The sequence below is a fragment of the Kiloniellales bacterium genome (assembly GCA_030066685.1).
Classification (GTDB): domain Bacteria; phylum Pseudomonadota; class Alphaproteobacteria; order Kiloniellales; family JAKSBE01; genus JAKSBE01.
Window position 1 is genome coordinate 127,180 of the sequence record JASJBF010000010.1, and the last position, 15,556, is coordinate 142,735.

15 protein-coding genes are annotated in these 15,556 nt (G+C 69.7%); 6 read left to right on the plus strand and 9 right to left on the minus strand.

Annotated elements, in window-relative coordinates:
• Positions 1-4: 4 nt before the first annotated feature.
• The 3 genes from QNJ30_08425 (at position 5) to QNJ30_08435 (ending at position 2,005) form a co-directional block, all read left to right on the plus strand.
• Positions 5-238 carry a DUF1674 domain-containing protein gene (locus QNJ30_08425; GenBank protein MDJ0943476.1) on the plus strand — a complete coding sequence of 78 codons (234 nt, stop codon included), beginning with the start codon at positions 5-7 and terminating at the stop codon, positions 236-238.
• Between the two features lie 9 nt (positions 239-247).
• Complete coding sequence (locus QNJ30_08430) at positions 248-889, plus strand: hypothetical protein (GenBank protein ID MDJ0943477.1); 642 nt, start codon at positions 248-250, stop codon at positions 887-889.
• A 102-nt stretch (positions 890-991) separates the two neighbouring features.
• Complete coding sequence (locus QNJ30_08435) at positions 992-2,005, plus strand: 1-aminocyclopropane-1-carboxylate deaminase (GenBank protein MDJ0943478.1); 1,014 nt, start codon at positions 992-994, stop codon at positions 2,003-2,005.
• A gap of 13 nt (positions 2,006-2,018) precedes the next feature.
• Here QNJ30_08435 and QNJ30_08440 read toward each other — a convergent pair whose 3' ends face one another.
• The 3 genes from QNJ30_08440 to QNJ30_08450 all read right to left on the minus strand — a co-directional run bounded on the left by QNJ30_08440 (position 2,019) and on the right by QNJ30_08450 (position 4,529).
• The gene (locus QNJ30_08440; protein MDJ0943479.1) at positions 2,019-2,687 is read right to left on the minus strand and encodes a hypothetical protein; all 669 of its coding nucleotides are present in this window, start codon (positions 2,685-2,687) and stop codon (positions 2,019-2,021) included.
• A 218-nt stretch (positions 2,688-2,905) separates the two neighbouring features.
• Positions 2,906-3,820, minus strand: coding sequence for a DMT family transporter (locus tag QNJ30_08445; GenBank protein ID MDJ0943480.1), 915 nt, complete (start codon positions 3,818-3,820; stop codon positions 2,906-2,908).
• Positions 3,821-3,842: 22 nt separating this feature from the next.
• Positions 3,843-4,529, minus strand: coding sequence for a DUF1194 domain-containing protein (locus tag QNJ30_08450; GenBank protein ID MDJ0943481.1), 687 nt, complete (start codon positions 4,527-4,529; stop codon positions 3,843-3,845).
• A 204-nt stretch (positions 4,530-4,733) separates the two neighbouring features.
• Between QNJ30_08450 and QNJ30_08455 the strand changes: the two genes are divergently transcribed.
• Positions 4,734-5,381, plus strand: coding sequence for a potassium channel family protein (locus QNJ30_08455; protein MDJ0943482.1), 648 nt, complete (start codon positions 4,734-4,736; stop codon positions 5,379-5,381).
• An 18-nt stretch (positions 5,382-5,399) separates the two neighbouring features.
• Here QNJ30_08455 and QNJ30_08460 read toward each other — a convergent pair whose 3' ends face one another.
• The 4 genes from QNJ30_08460 to QNJ30_08475 form a co-directional block, all read right to left on the minus strand.
• Positions 5,400-6,587, minus strand: coding sequence for a hypothetical protein (locus QNJ30_08460; protein ID MDJ0943483.1), 1,188 nt, complete (start codon positions 6,585-6,587; stop codon positions 5,400-5,402).
• A 92-nt stretch (positions 6,588-6,679) separates the two neighbouring features.
• Positions 6,680-7,387 (minus strand): GNAT family protein, encoded by a 708-nt coding sequence (locus QNJ30_08465; GenBank protein ID MDJ0943484.1) that lies wholly within the window; start codon positions 7,385-7,387, stop codon positions 6,680-6,682.
• A 5-nt stretch (positions 7,388-7,392) separates the two neighbouring features.
• Positions 7,393-7,731, minus strand: coding sequence for a cupin domain-containing protein (locus QNJ30_08470; GenBank protein MDJ0943485.1), 339 nt, complete (start codon positions 7,729-7,731; stop codon positions 7,393-7,395).
• Between the two features lie 25 nt (positions 7,732-7,756).
• Positions 7,757-8,449, minus strand: coding sequence for a pyridoxamine 5'-phosphate oxidase family protein (locus QNJ30_08475; protein MDJ0943486.1), 693 nt, complete (start codon positions 8,447-8,449; stop codon positions 7,757-7,759).
• Positions 8,450-8,561: 112 nt separating this feature from the next.
• Here QNJ30_08475 and QNJ30_08480 point away from each other — a divergent pair, with 112 nt between their 5' ends.
• Positions 8,562-10,061, plus strand: a complete 1,500-nt coding sequence (locus QNJ30_08480) for a PLP-dependent aminotransferase family protein (GenBank protein ID MDJ0943487.1) — start codon at positions 8,562-8,564, stop codon at positions 10,059-10,061.
• A gap of 6 nt (positions 10,062-10,067) precedes the next feature.
• Here the strand turns inward: QNJ30_08480 and QNJ30_08485 are convergent, their stop codons facing one another.
• A complete protein-coding gene (locus QNJ30_08485; protein ID MDJ0943488.1) occupies positions 10,068-11,495 on the minus strand; it encodes a PcfJ domain-containing protein in 1,428 nt (475 codons plus the stop codon).
• 484 nt (positions 11,496-11,979) lie between these two features.
• Here QNJ30_08485 and QNJ30_08490 point away from each other — a divergent pair, with 484 nt between their 5' ends.
• On the plus strand, positions 11,980-13,413 hold the full coding sequence (locus QNJ30_08490) for a hypothetical protein (GenBank protein MDJ0943489.1): 1,434 nt from the start codon (positions 11,980-11,982) through the stop codon (positions 13,411-13,413).
• Between the two features lie 11 nt (positions 13,414-13,424).
• Here the strand turns inward: QNJ30_08490 and acs are convergent, their stop codons facing one another.
• On the minus strand, positions 13,425-15,365 hold the full coding sequence (gene acs / locus QNJ30_08495) for an acetate--CoA ligase (GenBank protein ID MDJ0943490.1): 1,941 nt from the start codon (positions 15,363-15,365) through the stop codon (positions 13,425-13,427).
• Positions 15,366-15,556 lie beyond the last annotated feature (191 nt).

Here is a 15,556-nt window from a genome sequence, read left to right on the forward strand (position 1 = left end):
AAGCATGACCAAGGACTTCAAAGCCCACACCCCGGCCCCGGCCAAGGCGAGCCGCCTGGCCCCCTCACCGCCTTCGGCACCGCCCCGGCGGATCGACAAAGCCGAGCTGGAAGCCGCGGCCAAGGCGAAGACCGAGGACAAGCCGGGCGCGAAACCCAAGGAGATCGGCGGGCCCGAAGGGCCCGAGCCGACCCGCTACGGCGACTGGGAACGCAAGGGCATCTGTGTCGATTTCTGAGCGCCGCACATGACGGGTGACAACGCTCACGGCGGCTTCAGCCTGGCGCGCTGGCGCGATTTGATGTCCGCGCTGGACCTGGGCGAGCAGGACGAGACCTACGCTGCCCTGGCCGAGGCCTACGGCGCCCGCGGGCGTCACTACCATACCCAGGACCACATCGCCGCCTGCCTGGCCCTGCTCGACGACTACGCCGACCTCGCCGCAAAGCCGGCGGAGGCCGAGCTGGCGCTCTGGTTCCACGACGCGGTCTACAGCACCAAGGCCTTCGACAACGAGGCGAAGAGCGCCGACTGGGCGGCCGAGTTCCTGGCCGAGGCCGGCGCCGAAGCGCCGGTTGCGGACCGGGTGGCCACGCATGTCCGGGCGACCAAGCACGACGACACCCCGCCCTCGGGCGACTCGGCGCTGGTGGTCGACATCGACCTCTCGATCCTCGGCCGCGAGCCTGAGATCTTCGACGCCTTCGACCGGGCAATCCGCAAGGAATACTCTTGGGTGCCCGGCTTCCTGTTCCGCCAGAAGCGGCGCCAGCTCCTGCAGCACCTGATGGAGCGCCCGGTCCTCTACGCGACCCCGGCCCTGCGCGAGCGCTTCGAAGCCCCGGCCCGCGCAAACCTCGAACGGGCCCTGGGCCGGCTGGCCTCCTAGGCGTCCCGGCATTTCCCTGAGGATCCAAAGCAAAGCCGCAAGACGGCGCCGCAGACGCGCGGTTAGACTGTGACGGTCCCGTTGCCGTTTCGGAGGCCCGCGATGCTCGAGACGTTCGAACGCTATCCGCTGATGTTCGGCCCGACGCCGATCGAGAAGCTCAGCCGCCTGTCCGAGCACCTCGGCGGCGATGTCGAGATCTACGCCAAGCGCGAGGACTGCAACTCCGGTCTCGCCTTCGGTGGCAACAAGATCCGCAAGCTCGAGTACATCGTCCCCGACGCCATCGCTTCCGGGGCCGATACCCTGGTCACCATCGGCGGCGTGCAGTCGAACCACACGCGCCAGGTCGCGGCGGTCGCGGCCAAGCTCGGGATGAAGTGCCGCCTGGTCCAGGAGAGCTGGGTCCCCTTCCCCGACGCGGTCTACGACCGGGTCGGCAACATCCTGATGAGCCGCGTCATGGGCGCCGAGGTCGAGCTGGTCGACGAGGGCTTCGACATCGGCATCCGCGAAAGCTGGGAGCGGGCCCTGGAGGACGTCAAGGCCAAGGGCGGCAAGCCCTACGCGATTCCCGCCGGCGCCTCGGTGCACAAATACGGCGGCCTCGGCTACGTCGGCTTCGCCGAGGAGGTCCGCGCCCAGGAGGCCGAGGCCGGGATCCGCTTCGACACCATCGTTGTCTGCTCCGTGACCGGCTCGACCCAGGCCGGCATGGTGGTCGGCTTCGCCGCGGACGGCCGCGCCCAAAGGGTGATCGGGATCGATGCCTCGGCGACGCCCGCGCAGACCCGGGCCCAGGTCCTGGAGATCGCCCGCAACACCGCCGTGCTGGTCGGGCTCGGCCGGGAAATCGCCGAGGACGAGGTGGTGCTGGAAGAGGGCTACGCCTACCCGGCCTACGGCCTTCCCTCGCAGGAGACCAACGAGGCGATCCGGCTCTGCGCGCGCCTGGAAGGCATGATGACCGACCCGGTCTACGAGGGGAAATCCATGCAGGGCCTGATCGATCTGGTCCGCAAGGGCCGCTTCCCCGCCGGCTCGAAGATCCTCTATGCCCACCTCGGCGGCGTGCCGGCGATCAACGCCTACAGCTACGTCTACCGGAACGGCTGACGGCCGAAGCCCGCTATTGGCCGGGTCTGGAAGTAGAGGCGGCCTCCGAGACCTCGGCTTCGTCGACCGGCAGGCGCCAGCGCTTGAGCAGTGCCGCGATCAAGAGGTAGGACAGCCAGCTGATGTCCCAGGCGAGGGTGGACACGAAAGCGAAGGGCAAGGTGATCAGCGCGGTGAGCGGCTCGGCCAGGACGCCGACCCGCAGGTTGCGCACCTCCGCTTCGCCGACGACCGGTAGCAGCAGGCGGTGACGCCGGCTCGCGTACCACCAGCCGATGGCACCCAGAGACCCGAGAACGGCGGCCAGGGCGCTCATGATCGCGAGCGAGATCGGGTCTCCGTCGAACACGACCACGAAGTCCTGCCAGATGACCAGCAGCAGGATGACGACGACCTGCAGGATCGTCAGACAGGCGTGGAGGGCGTTCGTCGCCGCCAGCTTGCCGAGCAGGATGTTGCTCTGAACCCAGTAGATCAGCACGATCGCGATGATCAGGGCGCCGATCAAGAAGGTGTCCTGCGCGGCTTCCAGATAGGCCGCCATGCCCCGATCGGCCCAGTCCTGGGGCCGGGGGAGGTCATAGACCACCAGGACGATGACCACGGCATAGACCACGTCGATGAAGTGCCCGAGCCGGTGCAGCTGACGCTTTCCGGCGATCGCATCGGCCTCTGTCTTCACGTCTCCCTCCCGTGGCCGCCAACACCGGAAGGCCGCGCTACGGGCGCTCTCGCGCGTCCTCACCGTTGTCGTTCCCGGTCCGACAAATTTATGGGGAACCGCGAGGCGACCCCGACTCCTCCATCGCCCTCGACGGGCCGCCTCATGTCACGGGCAACAAGTCTATCCGACTCCTGTCGGCGCCGGTTCGCTTTTTTGCCAGCAAAGGGAGGCAAATCTCAGCTCGGCCCGCCTTGCCGCGGGGCCAGGTTGACCAGGGCGACGCCGAGGACGACCAGGGCCATGCCGGCCAGCGCGAGGGGGCCGAAGCGCTCGTCGAAGATCAGCCAGGCCAGGACCGCGGTCGAGGGCGGCACGAGGTAGAAGAGGCTGGCGACCCGCGAGGCGGCGCCCCGGCGGATCAGGATGATCAAGAGGGTCACCGCGCCGAAGGACAGGACGATCACCAGCCAGGCGAGCGCGAAGACGAAGGCCGGAGTCCAGTCGATGGTCCGGGTCTCGAAGCTGAAGGCCAGCAGGCCGGTGGCCAGGGCGGCGGCGGCGAACTGGATGGCGTTGCCGCTCCTGAGCGGCATCTCGCTGCAGAAGCGCTTCTGGTAGAGCGTGCCGGCGGTGATCCCGAAGAGCGCCAGGACCGAGAGCGCCATGCCGAGCGGCGTGCCGAGGCCCAGGGCCAGCTTCTGCCAGACCACCAGGGTCACGCCGAGGAAGCCGAGCCCCAGGCCCAGCCACTGGCGCGGGGTCACCCGCTCGCCGAGGACCGGACCCGCGGCGACCGCGGTCAGCAGCGGCTGCACCCCGACGATCAGGGCCGAGACCCCGGCCTCGACGCCCAGGTCGATGGAGGCGAAGACCCCTCCCAGGTAGACCCCGTGCAGCAGCAGGCCGGCGACCGCGATGTGTCCGGCGGCGCCCCAGGACTCCGGCCAGGGCGCCCGCACGATCAGCACGAAGGCGAGCAGCGCGCCGCTGACCAGCATGAAGCGCACCGCCAGGAAGGTCATGGGCTCGGCCGAGGGCAGGCCGAGCTTGGCGCCGATGAAGCCGGTGCTCCAAAGGAAGACGAAGACCCCGGGCGTGATCGCGAGCCAGATAGAGGCCGCGCCGTCGCCGTTGCGAGAGGGGGCGCTCAAGGCCGGGTCGCGGCCGGCGGGGTCACGGCGCGGCCTTGTCGTCCGCCGCGGCGTCCGGGTTCCCCGGCGGCGCCTCGCGGCCGACGACCTCGAGGAAGAGCTTGTTGCGCAGCGCCTCGTAGAAGTCCTCGCGCCGCTCCACCGGCAGCACGAAGCCGGTCGCGACGTGCTGCAGGTAGTAGTCCGAGATGTCGACCTCGGGGTCGTTGTCGATCGCCAGGCCGTTGATCTCGATGTCCCGCTCGGCGGCCTTGCGCCGGACCTTGGTCAGAAGCCGCCGGTCGACGTTCTCCACGCCGTCGCCGGAGATGTCGATCACCTTGCGGCCCTGCTTGCCGGCGAGCAGCCCGAGGGCCAGCTGGACCGCATAGCCGATGCCGGTCTGGCCGCGCAGGCCGTCCGGCGACTTGCGGCTGTATCGCTGCGCCGCGCCCTGGGCATTGGTCCAGCCGGTGACCAGCTCGGTCCGGCTGTCAAACTCGACGATGGCGACCCGGGTGTCGCTGAGCGCCTGGACCACGGCCTCGTCGGTCAGCAGGCGGATGTAGGCCTCGCGCTGCAGGCGCAGCTCCTCCGGGTCGATAGAGTTGGAGCGGTCGACCAGCAGGACCAGCCAGTCGGCGGCGGCGGCCGGTGCGGGGGCGAGGGCCAGGCAAAGGACGGCGAGGCGCGCGATGCTTCGTCGAAAGGCTCTGCCCCGGCGGGCCATGATCGCGGTTTCCCCCGGCTGGTCGAAGAGGTCTTAACCTGTCAGCCATAGCCCTCGAGGTCCAGTGTCTCGGCGCTACGCTCCCAGTCGTTGCAGCAATCCGCTTCGGCCGCGCGCCGCCGTCCCCGGTCGGGCGACTTGTCTTGCGCCGGTTTTGGTTGAAAGCTTCCACCCTGCGGCCAAGCCCACGGGGGAGTTCAGGACATGAGACTGCAAACGGGGTCGATCTATCGGTCCGGGGCACTTCAGCTTCTCGTCGCTCTCGTCCTTTTGATCCTCCTGTCGTCCATTCTTGAAGGGACGCAGTTCGGGCAAGTCGCCGTCGATGTCCTCTTAGCCCTGGTCATTCTGGCAACGGTGAGGGCCGCGAGCGGGGAGCGTCGAATCCAAATCGCCTTTCTCGTGCTGGCGGTTGCGGCCATCGCCCTCCTCTGGACGAGCGATGGGGTTCAACGGGTCGGTGTCGGAGTCGTTGGGTTGCTGATCTTCGTTGTCCTCAACGTCGGGACCATCGCCCTGATGCTGCGGCGCATCCTGCAAGCGGCGATCGTGGACTTCGACGTTCTCTGCAGCGCCGTCGCCGTCTATCTGCTGCTCGGCGTCACCTGGGCGCTGACCTACATTGTCATCGATACCTTGGACCCGGCCGCCTTCGAGCAGCTGGCGCTACGCGCCTGGGCCGGCGGAACGGATTACGTCTATTTCAGCTTCGTGACCCTGACGACGCTCGGCTACGGCGACATTTCCCCGGACGGCAACTTCGTGCGCATCTGGGCCGTGATGGAGGCCGCCGTCGGTGTCCTCTACCTCGCGCTCCTGATCGCGCGCCTGGTCAGCCTCTATCGCCCGTAAACCCCGGGCTTTGTAGGCTCAGAACGGTGGGCCGCCACCGGGCTCGCCTGCAGGCGCTTCCTCGACGGTGATGTCGACCCGGCCGGTCGGGCGCGGGTCGCGACAGCGGCCGTGAACGTCCCGGCCGCTGCCCGCGGCCTTGTTCTGGAACTCCAGCGCCGCGAAGTCACCGGGCGTGAAGCGGTCGGTGGTGCCGATCACCATGGCCGCGTCCCTTACCTTTCGACGGCCGGTACCGCGCTCGGCCCACCACAAGGCGTAGAGCCGGAGCGGCGCCTCGGCCGCCAGGAAGAAGACGTCGTTGTGGTCGAAATGGGTCGAGCCGGGATCGGCGATGCAGGCCTCCGCGTCCTCGACGCAGGGCTCGATCTGGGTGCCGAGGTTGTACAGCCAGGCGCTCTGGGCGAATCCCGTGTAGTAGCCCGGGCGCGGCGAACCACGGCGCGGCACGTAGCGCGGCGCCGGCGGGGTCACGCGGATGCCGTAGCCGTCCGGCAGGCCTGCACCGACTTCCTCCGGCAGGTCCTCGACCTCGTCTAGCGCTTGGAACAACGGCTCGCCGCTGCGCGCATCGGTCAGTTCCAACGGACCGGCCCAGGCGACGGTCGGAAAGAAGTCGATGTTCTCGCGGCAGGCCGGGGTCTGGGCGATGCCGATCATAGTGACCTCGCCGAAGCGGGGCTCGTAGTCGTAAGCGGCCACATCGACGTCGTCTCGCCCGACCAGGGCGCTGCTCAAGGCGATCCCGGCGTTGGGCCGGGGCGCGCCCGCCGAGAGGTCGCAGGTGCCGGCGGCCGGGCCGCCGGGCGCCCCGAGGGGCACACAGAGGCCGAGACGCTCGGGACCGCCCGGGAAAGCCGGCGGCAGAGGGCATTCGGGACTCGGCGCGGCGACGCCGGAGGTCGGCGTGCAGGCGATGTCGAAACCCGGTGCTCCGGGCAGACCGGGCTGCGGCACGCGGGTCTGGCCGATGATGTCCAGGGGGTTGTCGAAGCTCCAATCGTCTTCGAGGCGGAAGGGACAGAAGAAACCCGACGGATCGAGCTCGCTCGGCCCGCATTCGCCGGTCTGCCGCTCGGCGAAGCCGCCCTTCGTGAAGTGATTGTCGTTCCTCAGGCGCTCCGGCTCGGAAACGAGCACATGGCCGGCCAGCGGCCAGGGAACCATGCAGAGCAGTACCAGCACCAAGAGCCTTAGCTTCAGCATGACGGCTTCCTCCGGCTGGCGCTCAGGTTCGGTCGGGCGGACCTGGTCGCCGTATGGTTGAGAGAAGAACGCGATACTTAATCCAGAGTAGGCTAGATCTTGCCCTGCTCGGGATCAACCGAGGAGTCCTGCCCTCGCAGGTCGGAAAGCGAACGCCTTTGCGCTCCGCTCGCGTCGAAGTTTGCGGGGTCCAGCCAGGTCTCGAAGCAGGACCGCAGGGCCGGCCAGTCCCGATCGAGGATGGCGAACCAGGCGGTGTCCCGGTTGCGGCCCTTGACGATCAGATGCTGGCGGAAGGTGCCCTCGTAGACGAAGCCGAAGCGCAGCGCAGCACGGCGCGAGGCGGTGTTGGCCGCGTCGCACTTCCATTCTACCCGACGGTAGCCGAGGTCGTCGAAGGCCGCGCGGAGCATCAGGAAGATCGCCTCGGTCGCGGGCCGGCGGCGGCGGATCGTCTTCGAGAACCAGATATGGCCGAGCTCGAGCAAGCCGTGCTCCGGCCGGATGTTCAGGAAGCTCGCCATCCCGGCAGCGCGGCCGCCTTCGGCCTCGACCAGGGCCAGGAACAGCGGGTCGTCGCTCTGCGCGCAGCCCTCCAGCCAGGCCGTCATCTGCCCGGAATCGTCGAAGGGCCCGTAGGGCATGTAGGTCCATAGCGCGGGGTCGTCCGCGGAGGCCGCGAAGAGCTCGGCCGCGTGCCGCGCCGGATCGATGGGCTCGAGGCGGATGCTGCGGCCGTCGAGCGGCGCGCGTTCGGGCGGGCCCTTGGCCGGCCGGGGTGCCGGGGCTTCGGCCTTCATGCCGTTCAGCCAGCTTCTCCGCCTTTAGGGCCGTAGAAGACAACCCAGGTGGCGAAGTCGTCGGTGAACTCCAGGAAGCGATGCGTCTCTCCGGCCGCGGCGAAGAGCACGTCGCCGGGGCCGAAGTCGACCTTGCGATCCTCCCTTTGGAAGGTCCCTCGCCCGCGCGCGACGATGTAGAGCTCGTCCTGGTCGTGCGGCGTCTGCCGGTCCTCGCCCTCGGGCGCGTAGTAGCGCAGGGTCATGCTGCCGCGCGCCATCAGCAGGGCCGAGCTGCGGCCGGGCGAGGGCGGCTCGTCGGCGGCCTGCGCCAGGGTCGCGTGCCAGGTGGTCTTGGGATCCATGAGGTCTCCCTCCTCGCGCGGGCGGTCAGTCGCCCTCCACCGCGTTGATCCGGATCTCCCGCAGGTAGTCCGGCGCGGCCACGCCGGGCTTCAGGCGCGGGTCGTCCGCGGGCGGGTCGATCACGGTCCGGATCGGCACCACGCCGGCCCAGACGTCGAGGGCATAGTCTTCCTCGTCGTCGACCGGCGGCCCGTTGCGGATCTTCACCGCGACTTCGTCGAGCTTCATCCGCAGCAAGGTGGTGGCCTTGAGCTCCTGGCTGTTGGCGGGGCGGATCTCGGCCGCCCGGCCCGGAGTCAGGCGATTGATGAAGACGTCCAGGCTGCGGATCTTTTCGGCGTCCTCGTCGACCGCCTGCGCCTGGCCGAAGGCCATCAGCGAACGGTAGTTGACGGAGTGGTGGAATCCGGAGCGGGCCAGGACAAGGCCGTCGAGCATGGCCACCGTGAAGCAGACGGGCACGCCCTCTTTGACCCGGCGCAGCATCCGGCTGGCCGAGGAGCCGTGCCAGTAAACCCGGTCGCCTTCGCGCCAATAGGCGGTCGGCGTGACGTAGGGCTGGCCGTCGATCACGTAGCCGACGTGGCAAAGGACGCCGGAGTCGAGGATCGCATAGGCGCTCTCGCGATCGTAATGCGCGCGCTGATGCAGGCGCTTGATCCGGGTTCTTTCGGTCGGTCGAAAGTCGACGGGCCTCTCGGCCTCCGACAGTGGCATGGCGCTCCTCCTGGCTTTCGTCGGTTGGGACGTTAGTCGGGAAGTGGTTTGCCGAGAAGGGCCGATAGCGGCTATTCAATAGGGCCAATTCCTTCTGGAACCGGGCCCCTCCATGCCGCAACGCAGCTCCCGCGCCGCCCTGCTCGCCCTGGGCCTTGACCCCAAGGCGCCGCTGCCGCTGCAGCGCCAGCTCTACGACCAGCTGCGCGAGGCGGTGCTGGCCGGCCGCCTGGCGCCCGGGACCCGGCTGCCGGCGAGCCGCGGCCTGTCGCGGGAGCTCGGCTGCTCGCGCAACACGGTGCTGGCCGCGGTCGATCAGCTCGTCGCCGAGGGCTACCTGGAGGGCCGGGTCGGCTCCGGCACCTACGTCTCCGGCGTGCTGCCGGAGGAGCTGCTGGCCGCCAAGGCGCGCGACGCCGCCGTGCCGCGCCCGCCGGCCCAAAGCCGCGGGCTCTCCGCCCGGGGCCGGGTCCTGGCCGGCGTGCTGCAGGCGCGCCCGCCCCGGCACAAGGCCTTCGTCGCGGGCCTGGCCGACCTGGACGCCTTTCCCTTCGACCTCTGGGGCCGGGCCCTGGCACGGACCTGGCGGCATCCGCCCCGGGCCCTCCTCAGCCACGGCGATGCTGCCGGCTATTTGCCGCTGCGACGGGCGATTGTGACCTATCTCAAGGCCGTGCGGGCGGTCGACTGCGCGCCCGAGCAGGTCGTCGTCACCTCGGGGGCGCAGCAGGCCGTCGACCTGGCGGCGCGGGCGCTGCTCGAGCCGGGCGACGAGGTCTGGCTGGAGGAGCCCGGCTATCCGGGCCTGCGCGGCCCGCTGGTCGCAAACGGCGCCCGGCTGGCGCCGGTCCCGGTCGACGCCGAGGGCCTGTCCCTGGAGGCAGGCCGTCGCCTCGCGCCCGCGGCGCGCCTGGCCATGGTCACGCCCTCGCACCAGTACCCCTTGGGCACGACCATGACCCTGGCCCGGCGCCTGGCGCTGCTCGACTGGGCGCGGGCCGGCGGCGCCTGGATCCTGGAAGACGACTTCGACAGCGAGTATCGCTACGCCGGCCGGCCGCTGGCGGCGCTGCAGGGGCTCGATGCGGCCGAGGGGCCGGGCTGCGTGCTCTACCTCGGCAGCTTCTCCAAGGTGCTCTTCCCCTCGCTGCGCCTCGGCTACCTTGTGGTGCCGCCCGGCCTGGTCGAGGCCTTCCTGCGCGTTCGCGGCGCGGTCGACGACCATCCTTCGAGCACCGCCCAGCCAGCCCTCGCCGCCTTCATCGAGGAGGGCCATTTCGCCGCCCACGTCCGGCGCATGCGCGGCCTCTATGCCGCGCGCCAGGCGGCGCTGGTCGCGGCGATCCGCCGGCGCCTGGACGGGCTGCTGGCGGTCGACCCGGACCCGGCCGGCATGCACCTGGTCGCCGGCCTGGCCCCGGAGCTGGCTGCGCGCCGCAGCGACGCCGAGATCGAAAGCCGCGCCGCCGCGGCCGGGATCACCGCCTTCGCGCTCTCCAGCTTCTACCTCGGCCCGCCCGCCCGGCAGGGCCTGCTGCTCGGCTACGCCGCCCTGACCGAAAGAGAGATCGAGGCCGGTGTCGAACGGCTGGCCGCGGTCCTGGAGGCGTGACGGCGTCTAGAGATAGGCCTCCGACTCCGCCTGCAGCATCCGGGTGAAGGCCCGGCGATCGTCCTCCCAGCGGGCGAGCGCCGCGTAGGGCGCCTGGGTCGCGAAGGCGCGCCGACGCATCTCCTGCCGGGCCGCGGCCAGGCGGCGGCCGACCCGCTGCTGGTGCTCGTGGCGCAGCCCGCGCAGGTCCAGCGCCAGCGGGGCCGTGAAGGACCAGCGCGAGACCAGGCCGCTGTCGTCCCGACGGCAGAAGGCGAAGAGCGCGCCTTCCAGCTCATCGACGAGCCGGCGCCGCAGAGCCAGGCCGCGGCTGCCGCCCGCCTCTCGAAGGACCTCGAAGAGACGCTCGGGGAAGCGGACCGCGAACACCCCGAAGCGCTGGCCGCCGACCTGGTAGGTCCGGCAGCGGTCGAGTCGGAGGAAGCGGCCATGCCGGTCCTGAAACAGCGCGACGAACCAGTGCCAGGTGTCGTCCGACATCCTTCGCAGGCCCGACCTGGCGTCGCTGTAGAAGCTCGCCAGGCAGGGGTTGTCGTCGATGCAGATCCTGCCGTCGATCTCCCTCCGGATCAGGTCGTGCAGCCCCCGCTCCGCCGGCCAGCCCTGCGGGTTCGAGAGGTCCAGGGGACGGAAGGTGATGCCGGCGTTCTCGCGGTCTCCGACGATGTCCAGGCCCATTTCCCGGATGAAGGCCGCGACATACTTGCCGTAGCGGGGCGCGACCGGACCGTTCGCCTTGCCCTTGATCTGGACCACCTGGCGGCTGCCGAGGATCTCCAGGGTCACGTGGGGCCGGTTCCGGCGGTCCCGCAGCGAGACGATGTCGCTGCCGTGATCCACCTCGTAGCCGTAGTCGCCGACGCAGTGACGCATGCGATTGCCCTCGATGGCCAGATCCTTCTCGCTGCTCAGCAAGGCGAAGCGATAGCCGTCGTCGAAGTCCAGCAGGGTGTTGTCCAGCGCCGGCCCCTCGCGTCCGGCGACGAGCGCGCGGAAGCGGTGCGCGGCCGCAGCGGCATCGGGAAAGGCGATGCGGTCGAGGCGCGTGTACTGGGCGCTGCCCTTAAGGCTGAAGAAGTAGAGCGCGATCGCGTGGAGTTCCGACTCCAGCCGACGCGCGCTCGGCCCGCCCAGGTCCAGCCAATAGACGCCCTGCGGCAGGGCCGCCTCCAGCCACTGCGGAACCGGGCCCTGCCGGGGGTTGACGCCCCGGGAGTCGGCGCCGTTGCGCCAGGCGATGGCGAACTGGCCCTGGTCGTCGGAAGACCGGCTCGCGATTCTCAGGACCCGCCCCACGGCATGGAACTCCTTCAGGATCCAGCGCCGCGCCACGCGATCCAGCCACTGCCGGATGGGCTTCTCGTCCTCGGGCACGTCGATCCAGCTCAGAAAGCGATCGAGGTCCCAGGTGTTGAGGATGTTCCTGTTGTTCATCGTCTTGCCCGTCGTCCTGCCGCGGCGTCAGACTCCCAAGCCTCGAGGACAAGGCGTCGGGGCAACGCCAAGGACACCTCGGGCTCATCGCCCTTGGGGTCCGGCGGTCTTGGTTTCGCTTGTGTGGCTTGGCGCCCGGCCGCCGGCCGGGGCGCTAGGACAGGCTAGCGTCGGCTAAGCGGCTCGGAAGCCAACCACGGTCTCTTCGCATTGCGTGGTCGATCCCGCATGGGGCCTCGCTTCCTTTCGCATCGTTCCGCAAGGGAACGCCGGCGCCATCCCGGCGCCGGGCTGCAGGTTCTAGCCGAAAGCGCTTCGGAAGTCCACAGCCCAAGTGGGGACTTGTCGGCCTTTTCAAACCCCGGCAGGGCGTCTAAGAGCTTTCTTAACCATAGCCGGATTGAATCGATTCGCTGTGCCGCCGAGCGGCCCGCCTTCGCGGTCCCCGCGTCCGGCAGCGCCAGCGAACATAAGAGATTCGGAGATGATAGGGCCTTCAACGAAGAAAGCCTTCTCGCGCTATTCGCTTCCCGGCGGCGCCCTTCTTTTGGTGTTGATCGCCATCGTTTCTCACTGGATCTGGCGGGTCGAGGAGCTTACGGCGACCGGCCTGCTCGCCGCCATGTCCAAGTCCCTTCTGGTCCTCGGCGCCTGCGCGCTCGGGCTCTTCCTGCTGGTTCGTCTGGTCAGGCGCCTCGGTCCCGCCTACGGCCTCCATCTCGGGCGCTGGGGCAGCGACGCCGCCCTCCAAGCCTTCATCGACGCCAAGCGGCGGCGTCTGTCGCGGCTTCGCGGCGGCGGGCGGCCCTTGGCGCGGGCGCGCACGCAGACCTCGCTCGGCCGGGCGCTCGGCGAGCTCGCTGCCCGCGACAGCGACAATGACGCCCTGGGCCAGGCGGCCGAGGCCTTCCGGCAGGCGCTGCCGGCCCTGCGCGCGGCCGGCCGGGACGCGAAATGGGCACGGACCCAGACGGAGCTGGCCGCCACGCTCCTGCAACTGAGCCGGAGCGAGATCGGCCGGGCGTCCCTCGAAGAGGCCGAAACGGTCCTGCGCGCCACCGGCGACGCCGGCGTTGCGAACGCCCCGGAACGGCGCGATGCCCAGACCCTGCTCTGTGCCGTCTTGACCCGGCTCGGGCGTCTCCAGGCCGGTCCCGCGGCGCTCGCAGAAGCGGTCGCGGTCGGCGAGGCGGTGCTGGCGGCCGAAGCGGAGAGCGACCCGTCGGCGGCCGGGATCCGCCTGCGCATCGACCTGTCCCAGGCCCTCGCCTTCTTGGGCGCGCGCGAGATCGGCAGCGCGCGGCTCGAGGACGCCGCAAAGCTGGCGCGCGAAGGCCTGCGGATCCTTGCCGAGGCCCAGGACCACGGCTTGGACCGGCAGGTGTCGATCGAATTTCGGCTACAGCTGCACGGCTCCCTGGGCCGGGCGCTGCGCTGCTTGGGCGAACGGAGCGGCGGCCCGGAGACGCTGCGCGAGGCGGTGGCCAGCTTGCGCGCCGCGGTCCCGCTGCGGACCTCCAGGAACGCTTACGACTGGGCGGTCGTGCAGGACGAGCTGTCCCGCGCGCTCCTCGCGCTCTGCGTTTGCACGAAAAAGCCCGAACTGCTGACCGAGGCCTACTCGGCCAGCGATTCGGCGCTGAGCATCCTGACCCGGGAGAGCCATCCCTTCGACTGGGCCGTCGCCTTGTCCACGCGGGCGATGAGCCTCGGCGCCCTGGTCGAGAGCGAGTCGACCCTGCGCCGTGCCGGCGAGGACCTGCGGGCCGCTTTGGAGGTCTTCGATCGGATCGATGCGCCGCTTCAGGGCCGGCAATGCCGGCGCGACCTCGACCGGATCATGGCCGTGCTGGCGCGGAACCTGCCCCACGAGGCGGAGGACGCGCGGCAGGCGCGCCCTCGCCAAGCGGTCGGCTGAAGCCCCCGGATCTAGCGGTTCATCCGGTTGTCGACCAGGTCGGTCACCACGCTGGGATCGGCCAGGGTCGAGGTGTCGCCCAGGTTGCCATAGTCGTTCTCGGCGATCTTGCGCAGGATCCGGCGCATGATCTTGCCGGAGCGGGTCTTGGGCAGGCCCGGCGCCCACTGGATCAGGTCCGGCGAGGCGATCGGGCCGATCTCCTTGCGGACCCACTGGACCAGCTCCTTGCGCAGCTCCTCCGAAGGCTCCTCTCCGGCGTTCAGGGTCACGTAGGCGTAGATGCCCTGGCCCTTGATGTCGTGGGGATAGCCGACCACGGCCGCCTCGGCCACCTGGTGATGGGCGACCAGGGCGCTCTCGACCTCGGCGGTGCCCATGCGGTGGCCGGAGACGTTGATCACGTCGTCGACCCGGCCGGTGATCCAGTAGTAGCCGTCCTCGTCGCGGCGGCAGCCATCGCCGGTGAAGTACTTGCCGGCATAGGTCGAGAAGTAGGTCTGCACGAAGCGTTCGTGGTCGCCGTAGACCGTGCGCATCTGGCCCGGCCAGGAATCGGCGATGCAGAGGTTGCCTTCGGTCGCGCCCTGCAGGACCTTGCCGTCGGCGTCGACGATCTCCGGCTGCACGCCGAAGAAGGGCCGGGTCGCGGAGCCGGGCTTGAGCGGCGTCGCGCCGGGCAGCGGCGTGATCAGGATCCCGCCGGTCTCGGTCTGCCACCAGGTGTCCACGATGGGACAGCGCTGGTCGCCGACCAGCTCGTGGTACCACATCCAGGCCTCGGGGTTGATCGGCTCGCCGACCGTGCCCAGCAGGCGCAGGCTGCCGCGGTCGGTCGCCTTGACCGGCCCCTCGCCCTCGCGCATCAGGGCGCGGATCGCGGTCGGCGCGGTGTAGAAGCTGTTGACCTTGTGCTTGTCGCAGACCTGCCAGAAGCGCGAGGCGTCGGGATAGTTGGGCACGCCCTCGAACATCAGGGTGATCGCGCCGTTGGCCAGCGGACCGTAGACGATGTAGCTGTGCCCGGTGACCCAGCCGACGTCCGCCGTGCACCAGTAGATGTCGCCGTCGTGGTAGTCGAAGACGTACTGGTGGGTCATCGCCGTGTAGACCATGTAGCCGCCGGTGGTGTGCAGCACGCCCTTCGGCTTTCCGGTCGAGCCCGAGGTGTAGAGGATGAACAGCGGATCCTCGGCGTTCATCTCCGCCGGCGGGCAGTCGGGCGAGGCGGCCTCGGTCAGCTCGTGGTACCAGACGTCGCGGCCGTCGTCCCAGTCGACCTTGCCGCCGGTGCGCTTGACCACGACGCACTTCTTCACCGAGGGGCAGGAGGCCAGCGCCAGGTCGGCATTCTTCTTCAGGGGCACCTTGCGGCCGCCGCGCAGGCCCTCGTCGGCGGTGATCACGACGTTGGAATCGCAGTCCTGGATGCGCCCGGCGAGGGAGTCCGGCGAGAAGCCGCCGAAGACGACCGAATGGATCGCGCCGACCCGGGTGCAGGCCAGCATCGCCACCGCGGCCTCGGGGATCATCGGCATGTAGATCGTGACCCGGTCGCCCTTCTGGACCCCGATCTCCTTCAGGCCGTTTGCCAGGCGGCAGACCGCCTCGTGCAGCTCCCGGTAGGTGATCTTCTTGTCGTCCTTGGGGTCGTCGCCCTCCCAGATGATCGCGGTCTGGTCGCCGCGCGTCTCCAGGTGCCGGTCCAGGCAGTTGTAGGAGGCGTTCAGGGTGCCGTCGTGGAACCACTTGATGTGGACGTCGCCCGGACCGTAGGACACGTCCTTGACCTGGGTGAAGGGCTTGAACCAGTCGATGCGCTTGCCGTGCTCGCCCCAGAAGGCCTCCGGGTCGGCGATCGACTGCTCGTACATCTTGAAGTAGGTCGCCTCGTCGGCCCAGGCCCGCTCCGCCCAGGACTCGGGAACGGGAAAGACGTGATGCTCCGTCATGCTTCTTGGCCTCCCTGCTGAGGATCGCTTTGCCGCCGGAAGCTAGCATCCGGCCGCCGCTCTCCCTTTGTCATAGGTCAATTCTGCAAGCCTATTCTCGGCAAGACGCGACAAAAGACAAGGGGCGCCGCCGCCGGGCGCTGCGGCGCGATCTCTGCCCCCTAGTTTGCGCCGGCCGGCGCGCACATAAC

Excerpts from the sequence above, each read along its gene's own strand:
- QNJ30_08425 (MDJ0943476.1), top strand. The coding sequence starts at position 5 with ATGACCAAGGACTTCAAAGCCCACACCCCGGCCCCGGCCAAGGCGAGC.
- QNJ30_08430 (MDJ0943477.1), top strand. The coding sequence starts at position 248 with ATGACGGGTGACAACGCTCACGGCGGCTTCAGCCTGGCGCGCTGGCGC.
- QNJ30_08435 (MDJ0943478.1), top strand. The coding sequence starts at position 992 with ATGCTCGAGACGTTCGAACGCTATCCGCTGATGTTCGGCCCGACGCCG.
- QNJ30_08450 (MDJ0943481.1), bottom strand. The coding sequence starts at position 4,529 with ATGGCCCGCCGGGGCAGAGCCTTTCGACGAAGCATCGCGCGCCTCGCC.
- QNJ30_08455 (MDJ0943482.1), top strand. The coding sequence starts at position 4,734 with ATGAGACTGCAAACGGGGTCGATCTATCGGTCCGGGGCACTTCAGCTT.
- QNJ30_08460 (MDJ0943483.1), bottom strand. The coding sequence starts at position 6,587 with ATGCTGAAGCTAAGGCTCTTGGTGCTGGTACTGCTCTGCATGGTTCCC.
- QNJ30_08465 (MDJ0943484.1), bottom strand. The coding sequence starts at position 7,387 with ATGAAGGCCGAAGCCCCGGCACCCCGGCCGGCCAAGGGCCCGCCCGAA.
- QNJ30_08470 (MDJ0943485.1), bottom strand. The coding sequence starts at position 7,731 with ATGGATCCCAAGACCACCTGGCACGCGACCCTGGCGCAGGCCGCCGAC.
- QNJ30_08475 (MDJ0943486.1), bottom strand. The coding sequence starts at position 8,449 with ATGCCACTGTCGGAGGCCGAGAGGCCCGTCGACTTTCGACCGACCGAA.
- QNJ30_08480 (MDJ0943487.1), top strand. The coding sequence starts at position 8,562 with ATGCCGCAACGCAGCTCCCGCGCCGCCCTGCTCGCCCTGGGCCTTGAC.
- QNJ30_08485 (MDJ0943488.1), bottom strand. The coding sequence starts at position 11,495 with ATGAACAACAGGAACATCCTCAACACCTGGGACCTCGATCGCTTTCTG.
- QNJ30_08490 (MDJ0943489.1), top strand. The coding sequence starts at position 11,980 with ATGATAGGGCCTTCAACGAAGAAAGCCTTCTCGCGCTATTCGCTTCCC.
- acs (MDJ0943490.1), bottom strand. The coding sequence starts at position 15,365 with ATGACGGAGCATCACGTCTTTCCCGTTCCCGAGTCCTGGGCGGAGCGG.